Origin of the sequence: Microbacterium luteolum (assembly GCF_039533965.1) — a bacterium.
Lineage (GTDB): Bacteria > Actinomycetota > Actinomycetes > Actinomycetales > Microbacteriaceae > Microbacterium > Microbacterium luteolum.
Window position 1 is genome coordinate 2,765,882 of sequence record NZ_BAAAUN010000001.1, and the last position, 18,452, is coordinate 2,784,333.

The 18,452-nt window shown below is 70.9% G+C and carries 16 protein-coding genes; 9 read left to right on the forward strand and 7 right to left on the reverse strand.

All coding sequences use genetic code 11. The annotated features are described in order from the left end of the window. Positions 1-19: 19 nt before the first annotated feature. The 4 genes from ABD648_RS13365 to ABD648_RS13380 form a co-directional block, all read right to left on the reverse strand. Positions 20-1,009, reverse strand: coding sequence for a LacI family DNA-binding transcriptional regulator (locus ABD648_RS13365; RefSeq protein WP_282215446.1), 990 nt, complete (start codon positions 1,007-1,009; stop codon positions 20-22). Positions 1,010-1,133: 124 nt separating this feature from the next. Next, positions 1,134-2,102: a squalene cyclase gene (locus ABD648_RS13370; RefSeq protein ID WP_282215447.1), complete on the reverse strand. Its 969-nt coding sequence runs from the start codon at positions 2,100-2,102 to the stop codon at positions 1,134-1,136. Between the two features lie 42 nt (positions 2,103-2,144). Continuing rightward, positions 2,145-3,074: a DnaJ domain-containing protein gene (locus tag ABD648_RS13375; RefSeq protein WP_282215448.1), complete on the reverse strand. Its 930-nt coding sequence runs from the start codon at positions 3,072-3,074 to the stop codon at positions 2,145-2,147. Between the two features lie 163 nt (positions 3,075-3,237). Continuing rightward, positions 3,238-4,224, reverse strand: coding sequence for an aldo/keto reductase (locus ABD648_RS13380; RefSeq protein ID WP_282215449.1), 987 nt, complete (start codon positions 4,222-4,224; stop codon positions 3,238-3,240). A 158-nt stretch (positions 4,225-4,382) separates the two neighbouring features. Here ABD648_RS13380 and ABD648_RS13385 point away from each other — a divergent pair, with 158 nt between their 5' ends. From ABD648_RS13385 to ABD648_RS13405, 5 genes are all read left to right on the forward strand, one after another. Further along, a complete protein-coding gene (locus ABD648_RS13385) occupies positions 4,383-5,648 on the forward strand; it encodes a sensor histidine kinase (RefSeq protein WP_282215450.1) in 1,266 nt (421 codons plus the stop codon). Beyond that, positions 5,645-6,268 (forward strand): response regulator, encoded by a 624-nt coding sequence (locus ABD648_RS13390; RefSeq protein ID WP_282215451.1) that lies wholly within the window; start codon positions 5,645-5,647, stop codon positions 6,266-6,268. The genes ABD648_RS13385 and ABD648_RS13390 overlap by 4 nt, the downstream gene beginning before the upstream one ends. A 103-nt stretch (positions 6,269-6,371) precedes the next feature. Next, a complete protein-coding gene (locus ABD648_RS13395) occupies positions 6,372-6,821 on the forward strand; it encodes a DUF2871 domain-containing protein (RefSeq protein ID WP_282215452.1) in 450 nt (149 codons plus the stop codon). Positions 6,822-6,984: 163 nt separating this feature from the next. Beyond that, complete coding sequence (locus tag ABD648_RS13400; protein WP_282215453.1) at positions 6,985-8,484, forward strand: MATE family efflux transporter; 1,500 nt, start codon at positions 6,985-6,987, stop codon at positions 8,482-8,484. 132 nt (positions 8,485-8,616) lie between these two features. Further along, entirely contained in the window at positions 8,617-9,015 is a 399-nt protein-coding gene (locus ABD648_RS13405; protein ID WP_282215454.1) for a hypothetical protein, read from the forward strand. Positions 9,016-9,019: 4 nt separating this feature from the next. Here the strand turns inward: ABD648_RS13405 and ABD648_RS13410 are convergent, their stop codons facing one another. Beyond that, a complete protein-coding gene (locus ABD648_RS13410) occupies positions 9,020-9,496 on the reverse strand; it encodes an Lrp/AsnC family transcriptional regulator (RefSeq protein WP_282215455.1) in 477 nt (158 codons plus the stop codon). Positions 9,497-9,608: 112 nt separating this feature from the next. Here ABD648_RS13410 and ABD648_RS13415 point away from each other — a divergent pair, with 112 nt between their 5' ends. After that, positions 9,609-10,856, forward strand: coding sequence for a trans-sulfuration enzyme family protein (locus ABD648_RS13415; protein ID WP_282215456.1), 1,248 nt, complete (start codon positions 9,609-9,611; stop codon positions 10,854-10,856). A gap of 15 nt (positions 10,857-10,871) precedes the next feature. Here ABD648_RS13415 and ABD648_RS13420 read toward each other — a convergent pair whose 3' ends face one another. After that, positions 10,872-11,342: an acyl-CoA thioesterase gene (locus tag ABD648_RS13420; RefSeq protein WP_282215457.1), complete on the reverse strand. Its 471-nt coding sequence runs from the start codon at positions 11,340-11,342 to the stop codon at positions 10,872-10,874. Between the two features lie 152 nt (positions 11,343-11,494). Between ABD648_RS13420 and ABD648_RS13425 the strand changes: the two genes are divergently transcribed. Together ABD648_RS13425 and ABD648_RS13430 are read left to right on the forward strand one after the other, a co-directional pair. Beyond that, positions 11,495-12,109, forward strand: coding sequence for a ClpP family protease (locus ABD648_RS13425; protein WP_282215458.1), 615 nt, complete (start codon positions 11,495-11,497; stop codon positions 12,107-12,109). Then, positions 12,106-12,705, forward strand: coding sequence for a ClpP family protease (locus ABD648_RS13430; protein ID WP_282215459.1), 600 nt, complete (start codon positions 12,106-12,108; stop codon positions 12,703-12,705). The genes ABD648_RS13425 and ABD648_RS13430 overlap by 4 nt, the downstream gene beginning before the upstream one ends. Before the next feature lie 14 nt (positions 12,706-12,719). On the opposite strand, the gene ABD648_RS13435 is transcribed toward ABD648_RS13430, so the two are convergent. After that, a complete protein-coding gene (locus ABD648_RS13435) occupies positions 12,720-13,076 on the reverse strand; it encodes a helix-turn-helix domain-containing protein (protein WP_282215460.1) in 357 nt (118 codons plus the stop codon). A gap of 328 nt (positions 13,077-13,404) precedes the next feature. Here ABD648_RS13435 and ABD648_RS13440 point away from each other — a divergent pair, with 328 nt between their 5' ends. Beyond that, complete coding sequence (locus tag ABD648_RS13440) at positions 13,405-18,450, forward strand: Ig-like domain-containing protein (RefSeq protein ID WP_282215461.1); 5,046 nt, start codon at positions 13,405-13,407, stop codon at positions 18,448-18,450. Positions 18,451-18,452: the final 2 nt, after the last annotated feature.

Consider the following 18,452-nt stretch of genomic DNA (forward strand, 5'->3'; position numbering starts at 1 on the left):
GCGGTGATGCGGATGCCGACTAACTGGTGCTGTCGCGGAAGTGCACGACGTTGCAGTCGACGAACTCGGTGCGCGGCTGCGCGCCGAGGATGACCTCCCGCAGGATGCGGGCGGCGGCGCGACCACGCGCCGCGGGATCCGACGAGACGCTGGTCAGCGCCGGAGAGAGGTGAGCCGACAGGTGGTCGTCGTCGAATCCCGAGATCGCGAGGTCACGGGGGATCGAGAGACCCTGCGAGCGGGCGTACGAGAGCCCCGCTATCGCCATGGTGTCGTTCGAGTACAGGATCGCCGTCGGACGCTCCGGCAGGGCGAGCAGCTCTTCGGTCAGGTCACGTCCGCTGGCTGCGGTGAAGTCGCCTTCGCGGAGCAGCTCGTCGCTGCCGATCTCGGCGAGATACGCGTCGGCGCGCGCACGGGAGTGCACGTAGTCGAGCGGACCGGAGACGTGGGCGATGCGCTCGTGTCCGCCGGCACGGAGGTGGGCGAGGATCTCGCGCACGGGAGCAGCGTCGTCGGTGCGGACGCAGGAGAAGTCGGTCGGCTGCTCGTAGGCGCCGACGAGCACGGTGGGCAGGTTCAGCTCGTCGAGCAGCGGGACGCGCCAGTCGTCGGCGCGGAGGTCGAGCAGGAGCGCGCCGTCGGCGCGGCCGTGGCTGAGGGTGCGGTACGCGCGCTCCTCGGCGTCGCGGTCCGGCACGACCTGGAGCAGGAGTGCGGTCTCGGACTCGGCGAGCACGGATTCGACGCCGGCGATGAATGCCGGGAAGAAGGAGTCGTTCGCGATGACCTCGGGATCGCGGGCCAGCACCACGGCGATCGCGTTGGCGCGGCGGGTGGCGAGAGCCCTGGCGCTCTGGCTGGGCACCCAGTCGAGCTTCGCGGCCGCGGCGAGGACCTTCGCCCTGGTCTCGTCGGAGATCGGGCGATTGCCGCTGAGGGCGTGGGAGACCGTCGCCTTGGTCACGCCGGCCTCGCGGGCCACGTCGGCGATCGTCGTGCGGCTCATGCCCACCTCCTCGTGGATTCACGCCGGAGCACGCCGCTGCAGGCGTTGAACCGGTTTGATGAGTGTAAACCGGTTTGATTGCGACTGTCAACGGACCTCTCCTGTTTCGATCCGAAACGCCGGGTCAGGCCGCGGCATCCCACCAATCGAGGACGCGCGTGCCGAACAGGGTGAGCCAGCGCGACGGCTCGCCCTCCGGGGCATCGACGGCGAACCAGGTGCGGCCGGCGAGTGGCGTTCCCTGCAGCCAGGTGCCGTCGGGCCGACGTGCGGCGCGGACCACCTCCACCGCATCGGCGAGCCGACGGTCGGGACGCGTGCCCTCCAGGAGCGCGGCATCGCGGAAGTGGTCGAGCGCGGTCAGTGCGCTGTACCGGTACCGGTGCGGGTACGTGAACTGCGACACGAAGCCGTCGACGACCTCTCCGGTCGACTCCCGGTAGAGGAGCCGGCGCCGAAGGAGATACTCCTCGCCCCCATGGCGGGCATCGCGGGCGGACGTGTCGCCCGTGCGGCGCTCGTAGGCCAGCAGTCCGACCACCGCGTTCAGCGTCGAGTGGAACGAGGAGCGCGTCGACCGTCCCTCCTCCGCCTCGCAGTTCCAGCCGCCGTCGGCGAGGCGGTGCGTCACGAACCAGCGCGCGAGCTCGCTCATGTCCACCCCGAGCCAGGCGCCGCTGGCGAGGGTGAACGCGTTGATGCACACGTCGACCTCGCCGCCCCAGAACGGGAGATCCTCGTACTCCCAGCGGCAGTTCGCCGCGAGCTTCTCAACTGTCCCCTCGAGGGCTGCGGCATCCACGCCCCACTCGCGGAGGTCTTTGAGTGACCAGCTGGTCGCGACCCAGGGCTGTCCCGGCGTCTGCGCCTCGGCACTGTCGAAGAAGCCTCCAGGGAAGTGCGCGCCTCCAGCCCACTTCCCGTCGGCATCCTGTCGGGAGAGCAGCGCGGCGCCGAACCCCTCGGTCGTCACCCGTGCCCTGGTCGCCTCCCAGAACTCGGGCGGAGCATCCGTCAGGTCGCGCTCGACCTGCCAGCGCAGGGAGGGGTCGGAATCGAGCAGCCAATCACGGAGTGCCGTCGAGATCGCCATGCGCGCACGCTACTCCTGACCCGCGACCGGCGAAACCCTCGCTCAGGCCAGGCGGGACCGCTGGATCAGGCGGGTGCGGATGTCGAACAGCTCGTTGCCTCCGATGACCCGGGCGCCCGGCATCCCCTTCCGCAGCAGCAGCGGCAGGGCACTGCGGCGGACGACCACCACCGGGAGTCCGCGGATGCTGCCGAGCGGCGTGACCGCCTGCGACAGGTCGTCGTCGGGCAGGGCGACGATCGCGCCGCTGAAGCGCACGCGCGCGGTGCGGGCGACAGTGTTGATCTGGGCGAGGAGCGTCGTGACCGGCGCCCGGTGACCCAGGCTCGGACCGGTGATCTCGCCGCGACGGAATCCGACCACGCCGCCGAAGTCGGCCGACATCACGCCGTACAGGCCGGAGGGGCCGAGCACGATGTGGTCGAGCCGGTCCGCGGCATCCGTCGTCTCCGCATCGGCGGATGCCGCAACGGCCACGCCGTGCCACAGGGTGAAGCCCATGCCCAGACCGGCGACGGTCTGGGCGGTGCCCTCCTCGGCCAGCGCGTCGGCGAGCAGGCGCTTGAGCTCGCGCGGTGCCGCGCGCACCAGCGCCGGGGCGTACGGGTCGGCGACCTCTTCGCCGGCCCACTCCTGCAGCAGGGCCACGTATCGGGCACGCCGCCACGCACCGGGCTCGCCGTACGACTTCGGGCGCGGTCGCGTGTCCCTGCGAGTGTCGGGGGCCCGCCATCCGCCCCACTCCGTCTCGACGCCGATGCCGTGGCTGCGGTCGTAGGCCGCACGGCCCTCCGGGGTGCCGACCAGCTCCCAGGCACGCTGCACCCGGATGAACACGGCCGCGTCACCGCCGGTGTCGGGATGCGTCTGCCGCAGCCGCAGCCGATACGCGCGCCGCAGGTCGTCGTCGCCTGACGTCGACGCGACGCCGAGCACTTCGTAGGCCGAGGCCGAGAGCGGACTGTCGAACATCGCGCTCCCTCCGTCGCCGCAGCATCCAGGTTATTGCGTTCGCGGCGCTGCTCCGGTCGCAGTTCGTGCCGCTTCGAGAACGCTCGGACGGCAGGAACTGCGACCGGACGCCCGGCGGCAGCAATTGCGACCGGAACCCGACGAACCGGACCGCCGACCCGGCTCAGCGGTCGACGAAGCTCATCTGCTGGGAGTTGTACCGGTCGCCGGCGACGCCCACCCGGTCGGCCAGCCGGTCGAGATCGGAGACCTCGTCGGCCGACAGGGCGACGGCGGTCGCTCCCGCGTTCTCGGCGATCCGCGCCGTGCGACGGGTTCCGGGAATCGGCACGATCCACGGGGCGCGAGCGAGCAGCCAGGCGAGGGCGATCTGGCCGGGCGTGGCGTCCTTCGCGGCGGCGAGGTCGCCGACCTGGCGCACGAGCGCCTGGTTGGCCGCGCGGTTCTCCTCGCTGAAGCGCGGGATCGTCCCGCGGATGTCGCCGTCCGCGAAAGTCGTGTTCTGATCGACCGTGCCGGTGAGGAATCCCTTCCCGAGCGGGCTGAACGGCACGAAGCCGATCCCCAGCTCGCCGAGCACCGGGAGGACATCGCGTTCGGGGTCGCGCGTCCAGAGCGAGTACTCGCTCTGCAAGGCCGTGACCGGCTGCACCGCATGGGCGCGGCGGATGGTGGATGCCGACGCCTCGGACAGCCCGAAGTGCCGGACCTTGCCTTCGGCGATCAGCTCGGAGACCGTGCCGGCGACGTCTTCGATCGGCACCTCGGGGTCGACGCGGTGCTGGTAGAACAGGTCGATCACGTCGGTGCGGAGCCGCCGGAGCGACTCCTCGGCGACCCGGCGGATCTGCTCCGGACGACTGTCGAGTCCGACGCTGCGTCCGTCTTCGATCCGCCAGCCGAACTTCGTGGCGACGACGACCTGATCGCGGATGGGCTCCAGTGCCTCTCCGGCCAGTTCTTCGTTCACGTAGGGGCCGTAGACCTCGGCCGTGTCGAAGAACGTCACGCCGTGATCGAGGGCCGAGCGCAGCACCGCGATCATCTCGCCGCGGTCGCCGGGGTTCGGCCCGTAGCTCTGCGACATCCCCATGCAGCCGAGTCCGACCGCCGAGACCTCGAGTCCCTGTCCGATTGTGCGTGTGTGCATGAGTGGTCCTTTCCCGAGCATCGGGGCCGCCTGCGCGGCCGTGCCACCGACGTTACGCGCGGCCCTTCTGTCGAGGGAGGGCCTGTCGGTACCCCTCTGTCCGACGGATCGATCGAACGATGGAGGCGCCGGCGGCGGTCCGGGGCGAGAATGTGAGGATGCCGTCCATCGACCCGTCGCCGCGGGAGCCCGCCCACACCTGGGCGAGCCTGATCGGGTCGATCCGCATCGGCCAGGCGGTCATCACGGTCGTGCTGCTCGTGATCGGGGCCGTTCGCGCGTCGGCCGACGGCATCCCGCTGCCCTGGGTCCTGGCGCTGTCGCTCGTCTTCCTCGGCTGGTACGGCGGTGGTCTCCTGCTCGGCGAACGCACCGCGGATCGGCGTCTGGCGACCTGGTGGCTGCTCGGGCTGACGCTGATCTGGCTCGGCACGGTCGCCGTGTCGCCCGAGTTCGTGTGGCTCGCGTTCCCGCTCTGGCTGCTCGCCGGGTTCGTGATGCGCCTGCGCTGGGCGCTGCTGCTCAGCGTCGTCATCCTCGCGGTCGTGGTCGCCGCCCCGCTGCTGCACACCGGCGCGACGAGCTACGCGAACGTGATCGGGCCGCTCGTCGGGGGCGTCTTCGCGTTGGGCATCTCCCGCGGCTACCTCGAACTCGTGCGCGACGGTCGCGAACGGCGACGGCTGATCGCCTCGCTCGTCGCCACGCAGGAGGAGATGGCGGCACTGCAGGACGAGCTCGCCCGTATGCAGCGCGAGTCGGGCGCGAGCGCCGAGCGCACCAGGGTCTCTCGCGACATCCACGACACCGTCGCCCAGAGCGTCTCCTCGATCGGGATGTTGGCGCGCTCGGCTCTGGAGGCCGACGACGCCGCACAGAGCACCCGCGCCCTCCGCCAGATCGGCACGCTCGCGGCCGAGGGGCTGGCCGACGCGCGGCGCATCGTGAACGCGCTGATGCCCGCCGAGCTCGAGTCCAGTGCGCTGGGCGACGCCCTCGCGCGCATGCTCGAGCGTCTCGCCGAGGAGACCGGCATCGCCGCGACGCTCCATGTCGACGACGACTTGCCCGCGCTCGGCCTCGACGTCGAGGTCGCGCTGCTGCGCACGGCGCAGTCCGCCCTCGCGAACGTGCGCTCGCACGCGGCCGCCTCCCGGGTGGTGGTCACGCTGGCCGACGCGGGCGATGCGGTCCGGCTCGACATCGTCGACGACGGGATCGGATTCGACGCGACCCGGTGGGAAGCCCAGGGCGGGGTGGGGAGCCGGGGCGGCGGCTACGGACTGCGCTCCATGCGCGCGCGATTGCGGGAGCTCGGCGGAGGACTCGACGTGGAGAGCGTCCAGGGCGACGGAGCGGCGCTGTCGGCGCACGTCCCGCTCGGTGGCCCGTCTCCGGCCCGGGATGCCGGAGGCGACGGATGACGGCCGTGCGGGTGCTGCTCGTCGACGATCACCCCATCGTCCGGGCCGGGGTGCGCTCCCTGTTCGACCACCGTGACGACGTCGAGGTGGTCGGCGAGGCGTCGTCCGGCGAGGAGGCTGTCCTGCTCGCCCGGCACCTGCACCCCGATGTCGTGCTCTGCGACCTGCGACTCGGGGAGGGGATGGACGGCGTGGCGACGACCGCCGCCCTGCGCGCACAGCATCCGGCTCCCGCCGTGATCATCCTGACGACGTTCGATCGTGACGCCGAGATCCTCGGTGCGATCGAAGCGGGCGCGGCGGGGTACCTCCTCAAGGACGTCGCGCCCGACGACATCGTGCGCGCCATCCGTCAGGCGGCGTCCGGAGGGCTCGTGCTCGCCCCGGAGATCAGCGAGCGGGTCGTGCAGGTGATGCGCGCGCCCCGCGTGCGACTCACCGATCGCGAGCGCGAGGTCCTCGCCCTGCTCGACACCGGGGCATCCAACCGCGAGATCGCGAAGACCCTCTTCGTCACCGAGGCGACCGTGAAGACGCACCTGGTGCACGTGTTCGAGAAGCTCGGCGCCGACAGCCGCGCCCGCGCGATCGCCATCGCGCGGGACGCCGGTCTGCTCTGACGTCGGTTCGGCTGCGACGCGGCAGCATCCGCATCTCAACCGTTCGATGGATCCCCGGAACGGATGCTGCGCCGAGGCTGGAAGAGACCCGAAAGGTACCCCCATGCGCAGACTCTTCCACGCCGCGTTCGCCTACATGCTCGTAGGCGTCGCCTCCGGACTCTTCTACCGCGAGTTCACCAAGATCAACGGCTTCCCGGAGGGGGAGGCGACCCAGCTCGGCCTCGTGCACACGCACCTGCTCGTGCTGGGCTTCGTCGTGCTCCTCATCGTCCTCCTCCTGGAGAAGGCGTTCACGCTCTCCGAGAGCCGCCTCTTCGCGTGGTTCTTCTGGCTCTACAACGCCGGCCTCGTGCTGACGTCGGCGATGCTCGTATGGCACGGCTCCCTCACGGTGCTCGGTCAGGAGTCGTCGAAGATGATCGCCGGCATCGCGGGTGTCGGCCACATGCTGCTCACCGCCGGCATGGTGCTGCTCTTCCTCGCGCTGCGCAAGCGGATCTTCGTCGCGAAGACCGCTGCTCCGGAGGATGCCGCCCTGGCGCGCGCCTAGTCCGCCTCGATCGAGTCGCCCCGCAGGTACCGGATGTGCGCCTCGTGGCAACGGGCTCTCGCCGGCGACGTACTTCCTGTGAGCTGCTCTTCCGTTGCGCCGAATCGATTCGATAAACTGGAGCCTCCCCCGATCACCCCCCAGTTCTGCGAGCCGCTTCTTCATGGCCACTCCTCTCACCACGGGTCGCCCGTGGCGTGTCATCCTCGCCTTCTCGATCCCGCTGCTCATCGGCAATGTCGTGCAGCAGCTGTACCACTTCGCCGACGCCATCGTCGTGGGGCGGCACCTCGGCGTGAACTCCCTCGCCGCGGTGGGGGCGACCGGTCCGCTGCTGTTCCTCCTGCTCGGCTTCGCGTGGGGTCTCACCAGCGGTTTCGCGATCCCCATCGCCCAGGCCTTCGGCGCCCGCGACGACGCCGCGGTGCGTCGCTCGGTCGCGACCGGAGTGATCCTGTCCGGCATCACGAGTGTGCTGCTGACCGTGGTCGCCCCTCTCATCGCCGCGCCGCTCCTCGCGCTGCTGCAGACCCCACCCGAGCTGATGGCCGAGGCCACGGTCTTCACGCAGATCAGCTTCCTCGGCGCCGGCGCGACCATGTTCTTCAACTACCTCTCCGCGATCATCCGCGCGATCGGGGACTCGCGTACGCCGCTGGTCTTCCTCACCGTGTCGTGCGCCCTGAACGTGGGGCTCGTCGTGCTCATGGTCGGGCCGCTGGAATGGGGGGTCGCCGGTGCGGCTCTCGCCACGGTCGTCGCCCAGGCGGTCTCGGTCCTGCTGTGCCTCGAGTTCGTGCGCCGCCGTCTCCCGATGCTGCACCTGCGCCGCACGGACTGGCGCGTCACCCGCGCCGACGTCGCGGAGCACCTGCGACTCGGACTCCCGATGGGCTTCCAGGCGTCGATCATCGCGATCGGCACGCTCACGGTGCAGGTCGCGCTGAACACGCTCGGCTCCGACGCCGTCGCCGCGTACACCACCGCCTCGCGCGTCGACAGTCTGGCGGTGGCGCTGCTGTCCTCTCTCGGTCTGGCCGTCTCGATGTACGCGGCGCAGAACCACGGCGGTCGTCGCCCCGACCGCATCCGCCGCGGAGTCGTCGAGGCCACCTGGATGTCGATCGTCTCGGGCATCGTGCTCGGCGGGCTGCTGATCGCCTTCGGCGCCCCCATGGTCCGCCTGTTCATCGGCGCCGGCTCCGACGACGTCGTGAACCTCGCCCACCAGATGCTCATCATCAACGGATGCGGCTACTGGGCCCTCGGCATGCTGTTCGTGCTCCGCGGCGCCCTTCAGGGGCTCGGCCACACGCTCGTGCCGACCGTCACGGGTGTGATCGAGCTCGTGATGCGCGTCGGCGCGGCGGTCCTGCTCGGCGCGCTGATCGGCTTCGCCGGTGTCGCCCTCAGCAACCCGCTCGCCTGGGTCGGCGCGATCGTGCTGCTGGTCCCCGCGTACGTCCGCGCGCACCGGGATCTCGCGCGGTTGCCGGTCGATCCGGCGGAAGCGACGGAGACCTCCGCGATCGCGATCGTCGGCCCCACCGACGGCTCCATGGTCGTTGACGCGGTCGTGACGCAGCCCATCGCCACGGTCCGCGCCTCGCGTCTGCGGAAGCTCACGCTGCGCCGACGCCGCTCCGAGCGCGCCCGCCGCTGACCGAAAAGCACGGAACGCGCAGGAAAAAGATCGTTCTGGAGGATGATGCGGGGTCGCACTTGAGACGGATGGCTTCCCGCTGGCACTCTCTTAGTGTCGAAGGAGCGGATATTCCGCTGACGGGGGGTCGTCATGACGACATTCAGAATGGCCAGCGATCTGGCTGAGGTGATGGTTCCGATCGGGATCGCGGGGGCGGCATTCGCTGCGATCTGCGCCGTCGTGGCGGGGATCGCGATCATGCGCGGCGCCGGTGGGCTCACGGGAGGCGCCGTGGGGCTGTGGATCGTCGGCGCGCTGATGAGCTTCACGGCGTCGTTCGCGAACCAGTGGCTGCCGCTGCTCGCCGCGTGCGCCGCGCTGGTCGCCATGCTCACGATCGGCGGCGTCGTCCGTGGGATCGTCAGCGCCACCGATCTCGGCCGGACGATGCGTCAGCGTTCGCGCGAGCAAGAGGCCGTGCCGACCGTGGTGAAGCCGGCATCCGCGCTGCAGAGCGCATCGACCGGATCGATCGCCGTCGTCTCCTGACGCGTCACCGCGGGAGCATCCCGCTGCCGTCGCGCAGCTCGAACACGAGCTGCGTCTCGGTGCCGCGGACGACCGGATGGATCGTGATGTGCTCGAGCACGATGTCGCGGAGCGCCGTGGCGTCCTCGACCGCCACGTGCACGAGGAAGTCGTCCACCCCGGCGACGTGGAACACCTGCAGCACGCGAGGGATGCTCGCGAGCGCCTCGAACAGCGCGGTGACCTTCGGGCCGGTGTGATTGGCGAGGCGCACCTTGATGATCGCCTGCAGGGGGTAGCCGAGTGCTGCCTCGTCGACGCGGATGCGGGTGTCGCGGATCACGCCGCGCTCGCGCAGCGCCCTGACCCGATGCGCGCAGGTCGACTCCGCCAGGCCGAGTCGGTGCGCGAGCGCCTTGTTCGTGATCTCCGCGTCGTCCAGGAGGGCGGCGAGCAGCGCGAGGTCGACCTCGTCGAGTGCTGCGCCTTGTGTTCTCGCCAATGTCGCCTCGTCTCTGATGCTGCCGGTTGCTCAGAATAGCGAGAAAGGCGCAAAAAATGGCGGATGCTGTCGAATCTCAGCGCCTTCGTCGTGTTTCCGACAGCCTGGAAGCATGACTGCACCGCTGCATCCCGACACCGTCGCCGTCCACAGCGGCCGCTCCGATCTCGAGGGTCTCGGGGTCCACGCGCTGCCCATCGATCTCTCGACGACGAATCCGCTCCCCGACATCGAGCGCGGCGGCGACTCGTACGAGGCGATGGCGACCGGCGGACGCCCGCCCGCGGACGGCAGCATGGTCTACGCCCGGCTCTGGAACCCGACGGTCGCGCGCTTCGAGGCCGCGCTCGCCGAGATGGAGCACGCCGAGGCATCCGTCGCCTTCGGTTCAGGCATGGCGGCGATGACGGCCGTGATCCTCGCCCACACCAACGCCGTCGGCAAGAGGCACGTCGTCGCGGTGCGCCCGCTCTACGGCGGCACCGACCACCTGCTCGGCTCCGGGCTCCTGGGTGCCGAGGTGAGCTACTGCGACCCGCACGAGGTGGCCCGCAGCATCCGCCCCGACACCGGACTGGTCGTCCTCGAGACGCCGGCGAACCCGACGCTCGACATCGCGGACATCGCCGACATCGTGCGGCAGGCGGGGGAGGTGCCCGTCGTCGTCGACAACACCTTCGCCACTCCGGTGCTGCAGAACCCGATCGACCTCGGCGCCGCGATGTCGCTGCACAGCGCCACCAAGTACCTGGGCGGGCACGGCGACGTCATCGCCGGCGTCGTGGCCTGCAGCGAGGCGACGGCTGAGGCGCTCCGGCGCGTGCGGGCCGTGACCGGCGGTCTGCTGCATCCGCTCGGCGCGTACCTGCTGCATCGCGGGCTCACGACCCTGCCGGTGCGGATGCGCCAGCAGCAGGAGAACGCGCGTCGCATCGTGCAGTGGCTGATCGACCGGCCGGAGGTCGCCGAGGTTTTCTACCCGGGGCTCGACGGCGATCCGCACGGCATCCTGGACCGGCAGATGCGGGGCACCGGAGCGATGATCGCGATGCGGATGCGGGGAGGCTTCGCGGCCGCGTCGACGATCACGACGGCGACGGCACTGTTCACCCACGCCGTCTCGCTGGGCGGGGTGGACTCGCTGATCCAGCATCCTGCCGCGCTCACCCATCGCCCGGTGCCGCCCGAGGCGCGCCCCGCCGCCGACGTGCTCCGTCTGTCGATCGGCCTCGAGAACGCCGACGACCTGATCGCCGACCTCGCCCAGGCCTTCGCGGCGGCCCCCAGCATCGCCGAGCCGCCCCTCTCTGAGCGAGCCACCCCCTTGAGTGACGCCCATACGGGGGCCGTTCGGGCATAAGGGGGCGGTTCGGCGTCAGCTCGGCAGGCGGATGGTCCCCGTCGCGATGCGCTCGGTCGGCATGCGGTCGCGATCGTAGGTGATGTCGGTGTAACCGTGCGGGGTGGGAGCGCCGTCCTCATCGAGGCTCACGAACACGATCTTCTCGATCGTGAGAAGGCGCCTGCGCGTGATCATGTTGCGCGCCATCGCCTTCATGGTGAGCGAAGTGCGACCGAAGTGCGTCGCCGTCAGACCGATCTCGACCAGGTCGCCCTGCACCGCCGACGCCTCGAAGTTGATCTCGGAGATGTGCTTCGTGACGGCGCGGTAGTTGCCCAGCTGCACGATCGCGTAGATCGCCGCCTCCTCGTCGATCCACTTCAGCAGGCTCCCGCCGAACAGCGAGCCGTTCGCGTTGAGGTCCTCGGGGCGCACCCACTTGCGGGTGCGGAAGTTGATCCCGTCCTCGGACCACTGCCATGCCGGTGTCGTCTGCTTCGCCATGATCGTGAGCGTACGAGCGTCGTGAGTCGGCGGTGTTACGGGCGTCTTTCGTTCTGCTGCCGAGCGGCTCGGCCTGACCGCCTCTGCTCACGGCGGATCCGCCTGAGGCGGATACCGCCCTGCGACCGCGGGGACGAGCGGATGCTGGGGGCATGAGCGAAGACAACCCCATCCCGCAGTTCGGACCCGAAGCCCGACGCGCCCTGTTCCACGAGCGCGTGCTCGTGCTCGACGGCGCCCTCGACGACGACAACGGCACGCTGCTCATGACGCAGCTGCTCGCGCTCTCGGCCGAGGACGCGACGACCGACATCGCCCTGTGGATCCACTCGCCCGGCGGCTCGGTGCCGTCGATGCTGGCGATCCGCGACCTGATGCAGCTCGTGCCCAACGACGTGTCCACGCTCGCGCTCGGCCTGGCGTGCAGTGCCGGGCAGTTCCTCCTCTCGGCCGGCGCGAAGGGCAAGCGCCGCGCCCTGCCGCATGCCCGCATCCTCATGCACCAGGGATCCGCGGGTATCGGCGGTTCGGCGGGTGAGCTCGAGACGCAGGCCGACGATCTGCGGCACATGCGCGACACGGTGCTCGGCCTCATCGCCGACGACACGGGCCAGCCGGTCACGCGGATCTTCGAGGACTCGCTGCACGACCGCTGGTACACCGCCGCCGAGGCGTTGGACTACGGCTTCATCGACGACATCGTCGGTTCGCTCGCCGAGATCATGCCGCGTCGACGCGCGCGCGTCGGGCTGGGGGCGAGCGCATGAGCACCTACTCGATCCCGAACGTCATCGCGCAGCATCCTCGTGGTGAGCGCATCATGGACGTGTACTCGCACCTGCTCGCGGAGCGTGTGATCTACCTCGGCACCGGCATCGATGCCGGCGTCGCGAACGCGCTGATCGCGCAGTTGCTGCATCTCGACGCCGACAGCCCGGAGAGCGGCATCCAGTTCTACATCAACAGCGAGGGCGGAGACCCGGGCGCCGCGCTGGCGATCTACGACACCATGCAGCACATCCGTCCGCGCATCGCCACGACCTGCGTGGGTCAGGCGATCGGGCCGGCCGCGCTGCTGGTCGCCGCCGGCGACACGGGGGAGCGGGCCGCCCTGGCGCACGCGCGCATCGTGCTGCATCAACCCGCCGGGCAGTCCCGTGGCGCGATCCCGGACCTCATCCTCGCGGCCGACGAGGTGGTGCGCGTCCGCTCCGACATGGAGGCCATCCTCGCCAGGCACAGCGGCCGCACGGTCGAGGAGCTCCGTGCCGACACCGACCGCGACCGCGTCTTCACGGCATCCGCCGCGCTCGAGTACGGACTGATCGACACGGTGCTCGGCGCGCGGGTCGCGGCCGGCTGAGCGGATGCCGCGGCTCAGGCGGCCAGCGCGAACACCGCGCGCCCGGCCGAGACCAGGGCGGATGCCGGGGCCGTCTCGGTCCGCAGCTCGTCGGCGACCGCACTGGTGAGCTCGATGAGCGAGGTCTCGAGCGCGCCGCTGATCGCGGCGATCATCTCGCTGGAGGGCTCTTTCAGTCCGCGCTCGACCTCGGAGAGGTACTGCGGCGAGACGCCGGCCTTCTCGGCGGTCTCGGTGAGCGTCTCGTCGCGTTCGTGCCGGCGGCGGCGCAGCTGATCGCCGAGGAGCTGACGCCAGAGGGGCTCGGGGTCGTTCGGCCGGGGGCGGCGGGCGGGACGAGGGGCGCGGGAGAACGGGACGATGTCGGCCATGCCTCACGATATGCCGCGGCATCCGCCCTGTTCGAGGGGTTCTGCTCAGAGCAGAACCCCCGCGCCGTGTTTCCACATCTGGCCGACTTAGCGTGAACAGCCGGCTGATAGCTTTCTGCGCGCCGGGACGGCGACGAATCACGGTCGTCCCGGCGCCCTGTGGGGGACATGGGGGTAGGGCGGGGAGTGAGGCGGCCGGAGTCGCTCTCACTCCCCACGCCTCACGGCGACCGAAGCGAGAGCGGTACAGAGCAATGACCAACGGACTCAGGGAACTCATCCTTCTCGGCGATGTCATCGACCTCCCGCAGTCGGGCAGGGCCGTCTGATGGCTCGTCCCGTCGCATCCCGCCTCCTCGCCGTCGCAGCGGCCGGCGCCCTGCTCGCTGCGGGGTTCACCGCCGCCGGCGCACCCGCGCCCGCCGCCGCCGCGGAACCGCTGGCGTGCATCAACACCCTCTACTACGCCAACAACCAGGCCGGCACCGTGTGGCAGCTCGACCTGACCACCGGCACCGCATCGACGACCCCGACCTTCACCGTGCCCTCGACCGACGGTGCCTTCGCGAACCAGCTGGGTATCGGTGCAGGCGGCACCGCCGCGATCCTCGGGACATCGACGAGCGTCGTCGAGTACGAGCCGACGGCGAGCGCCGACGGCACCATCACCGCCTCGCCGAAGACTCCCGGTGTCGCCAACGGCACCATGGGCGCGATCAACCCCGCGAACGGGCTGTACTACTACGGCGCGTTCAATGCGACCTCGAGCGTGGACATCTACGTCTTCGATCCGGCGACGAACATCGCGCCGGCCGGACCGGTCCTGTCCGTCACGCCCGCCAACCCTCCCGGCTTCAACGGCGACCTCGCCTTCGACAAGACCGGTCGGCTGTACATCGTCGCCGGTGGCGCCTCCGAGGCGGCGCTGTATGTGGTCGATGGGACCGTGCCGACCTCGGGAACGGGCACCACCCTGCCCGCGCGCGAGCTCTCCCGGGGTGCGACCACCGTCCCGACCAACGGCATCGCGTTCGGGTCCGACGGTTTCCTCTACCTGGGCGGCAGCACCGTGCTGCAGAAGACGAACCCGATCACGGGTGCGCCCACCGGCACCACGTTCACCCTGACGGGGGCCGCATCCTCCGACCTCGGTTCCTGCGCGAACCCCTCCTCGGCGCAGACGGTCGCGCAGTTCGACGGTCCTCGCGCGACCCCCACCGATCAGGTGCGCGTCGTGCTCGAGGGCGGTTCGTACGGTCCGGACGGCACGACACCGGACTTCCCACCGGGATCGTCGGGTCCCGGCGGCGGAGGCGTTCCCAGCACACCGGGCCTCATCATTCCCGGCGAGACCTACACGATGCGGCAGGTGCCGGAAGGCACCACCGACCTGAACGACTACACGACCACGTGGTCGTGCACCGACGCCACCGGCGCCGTCGTCGCGAGCGGTACCGGCAACACGGCCACCTTCACAGCTCCCTCCGGCACGGACGGCGCGAACATCGTCTGCGCCTTCGTCAACGTGCTCCCGCCGCCCGTCGCCGTGCCGGATTCCGGCTCCGCTCCGTTCGGCGACCCGGTCACGCTGCCGGGCGCGAAGAACGACCAGCCGGGCACCGGCGCCATCCTGCCCGACCAGACCGTGTTCACCGACCCGGCCGCGACCGACGGCGGCAAACGACTCCAGACCCCCGAGGGCGTCTGGACGATCGCCCCGGACGGAGGCATCACGTTCACCCCGGCCCCGGGCTTCAGCGGCGACGCCACCACCGAGTACCGCATCGTCGACGACAACGGGCAGACCTCCACCACCACGGCGACCGCCACGGTGCGCCCCGGGCCGTCGGCAGTCGCCGACACCGCCGCGACGACGCAGGGGACGAGTGTGCAGATCCCCGTGCTCGGCAACGACGCACCCGGACAGAACGCCGACGGAACCCCGGGGACCATCCCGCCGGCATCCGTCCTCTTCGAGCCGACCGGGCAGCCGGCCGGTTCCGTCGTGAGCCCCGACGGCCGCCGCCTCGAGGTACCGGGCGAAGGCGTCTACACGATCGACCAGACGACCGGCGTCGTGACCTTCGCGCCGGATCCGACCTTCGACGGTCCGTCGACCACGCCCGTCGCGTACCGCTTCACCGACAGCCTGGGCAACCCGGCGTCGACGACCATCACGGTCACGGTCACGGCCGTGACTCCGACGGCCGTGAACGACTCGACCACCACCCCGCAGGCGACCCCGGTGACCGTCGACGTGGTCGACAACGACGTCCCCGGCCCCGGGGGTGCGATCGTGCCCACATCGACCGTCTTCACCGATCCGACCGCCACCGACGGCGGCAAGGCTCTCGTCACGCCCGAGGGCACCTGGCGCGTGACCCCGGCGGGGCAGGTCGAGTTCACGCCGGCCGCGGGCTTCTCCGGCACCGCGTCGACGCCCTACCGGGTCACCGACGAGAACGGCCAGCAGGCCACCGCCACCGTCTCGGTGACCGTGCGTCCGGGGCCGACCGCGAACCCCGACAACGCCTCGACACCGCAGAACGTCGACGTGTCGTTCCCGGTCCTCGGCAACGACGTGCCCGGCACGGCCGCCGACGGCAGCGCCGGCACGTTCGATCCTGATTCGCTGCGCTTCAGCGTCACCCCCGGTCTGCCGGTCGGCAGTGCCGTGAGCGGCGGCGGTCGCGTGCTCACGGTTCCCGGCGAGGGCGTCTACACCTTCGACCCCGCGACCCGTGACGTCACCTTCGATCCCGAGCCGCAGTTCACCGGAACGGCGACCCCGGTCACGTACACGGTCGAGGACTCGTTCGGCAATGCCGCGTCGACGACGGTCACGGTGACCGTCGCGTCCGTCGCGCCGATCGCGACCAGCGATGTCGCCAAGACCCCCGGTGACACGCCGGTGGTCATCGACATCCTCGCGAACGACGCCCCGGGCTCCGCGTCCGTGCCGCTCGTTCCCGGCTCGGTCGTGCTCACCTCGCCCGACGCCACAGACGGGGGGAAGACCCTCGTGGTTCCCGGGGAGGGCACGTGGACCGTCCGCAGCGACGGCACGGTGCGCTTCGTTCCGCTGCCGGACTACGCCGGGACGACCACTCCGGTCGGCTACACCGTCGCCGACACGAACGGCACCCTCGCGCCGGCGAACATCACGGTCACCGTGGGCAGCGGTGCGATCGCCGCACCGGATGCCGCGACCACGCCGCAGAACACCCCGGTCACCCTCAGCATCCTCGACAACGATCTCGCCAGCGACCTCGGCAACCCCTGCGATGCGGGCGAGACGAACGTCCCGGTCGGCTGCGACACGGGTGAGCTGGTGCCGGCGAGCGTCGTGTTCCCCGCGGACGGCCAGCCTGCGGGCGCGGTCGTGTCGAACGGCGGACGCACGATCACGGTCCCCGGCGAGGGCGTCTACACGGTGGCGCCCGCCACCGGAGCCGTCACGTTCACGCCGTTGCCGACCTTCACCGGTGCGGCGCAGACCATCGCCTACGCCGCGCTCGACACGCACGGTGCGGCGGTCGCCTCGACCGTCACGGTCACCGTCACCGGTGTGACCCCCGTGGCGCAGGACGACAGCGCGAGCACCCCCTACGGCGTACCGGTCACCATCGACCTGCTCGACGACGACAGGCCCGGCAGTGCGACCGCGCCGCTGACGCCCTCCGCCACCGTCTTCCCCGCCACGGGGCAGCCGAGCGGGGTCACGGTCTCGCCCGACGGCAAGACGCTGACGATCGACGGCCAGGGAAGCTACGTGATCGGCAGCACGGGCGCGGCCGTCTTCACTCCGGCTTCCGGGTTCACCGGAACCACGATCCCCGTGACGTACCGGATCGCGGATGCGAACGGCACCACCGCCGATGCCGCCGTGCAGGTCACGGTCCGCCCGGGCCCGTCTGCGACTCCCGACTCCGACTCGACGCTGCAGGGGGTCCCGGTGACGCTGCAGCCCTTCGGCAACGACGTCCCCTCACGCAACGCCGACGGCTCGGCCGGTGCCTGGGATCTCCCGACGCTGCGATTCCCGACGGCGGGCCAGCCGGCCGGCGCCCAGGTGCTCGACGGCGGCACCCGCCTCGTCGTGCCCGGGGAGGGCACGTACACCGCGGCCGCCGACGGCTCGGTCACGTTCACGCCTCTTCCCGCCTTCGCCGGCCTCGCCTCCGTCGTGTCGTACACCGGCACCGACGCGATCGGCAACGCCATCACCTCGACCATCACGATCGAGGTGACCCCGGTCGTTCCGACCGCGGCGGACGATGCGGCCGTGACGCCGTACGCGACCCCCGTGACGTTCGACTTCGTCGGGAACGACGATCCCGGTGACCCCGCGGTACCTCTCGATCTCGCCTCCGCGGTCTTCCAGGCATCCGGCGTCCCCGCGGGCCTGACCGCCGAGATCCGCGACGGCGGCAAGACGCTCGACGTCGCGGGCGAGGGCGTCTACACGCTGCGTGCCGACGGAACGGTGACGTTCACGCCCGCCGACGGGTTCAGCGGCACCACGACCCCGGTCCGCTACACGATCCTCGACGAGAACGGCTCAGCCGCGAACGCGGCGCTCACCGTGACCGTGCGACCCGGGCCCGACGCGAACGCCGATGTCGAGAGCACGCCGCAGAACGTGCCGGTGACCGTCGACATCCTCGGCAACGACAGTCCCGGCCAGCAGGCGGACGGGACGGACGGAGTCCTCGACCCCGCGTCCGTGGTCTTCCCCGCGACGGGTCAGCCGGCCGGTGCGACCGTCGGCGGAGGCGGCAAGACGCTCGACGTCCCCGGTGAGGGCACGTACGAGATCGGAGCGGACGGCCGGGTGACCTTCACGCCTGTTCCCACCTTCCGCGGTGCGGCGACGGGAGTGACCTACGCGGTCACGGATTCGCTGGGCAACTCCGCCAGTTCGACGCTCACGATCACGGTGGCAGGCGTCGACCCGGTCGCACGGAACAACTCCGCGACCACGGCGCCGGGAGTCCCGGTGGTGATCGATGTGATCGGCGACGACACCCCGGGAGCCACCGGAGTCCCGCTCGACCGCTCGACCCTCCGCATCGTCGGCTCCGACGGCGCACTCGTGACCGAGCTCACCGTGCCGGGTGAGGGCGTCTGGACCGTGGCGGACGGCAAGATCGTGTTCACCCCCGCCCCCGGCTTCGTCGGCACGACCCGACCGATCACCTACTCGGTGGCGGATGCGAACGGCACGCGGGTCACCGCGACGGTGACGGTGACGGTGGCCGCGGGTGCCTCGCTCCCGACGACCGGTGGTGCCGTGCCGTGGATCGCTCTCGGCGCCGGGCTCCTGCTGCTGCTCGCCGGGATCGTGATCCTGATCCGTCGACGTTCGGCCTGAGG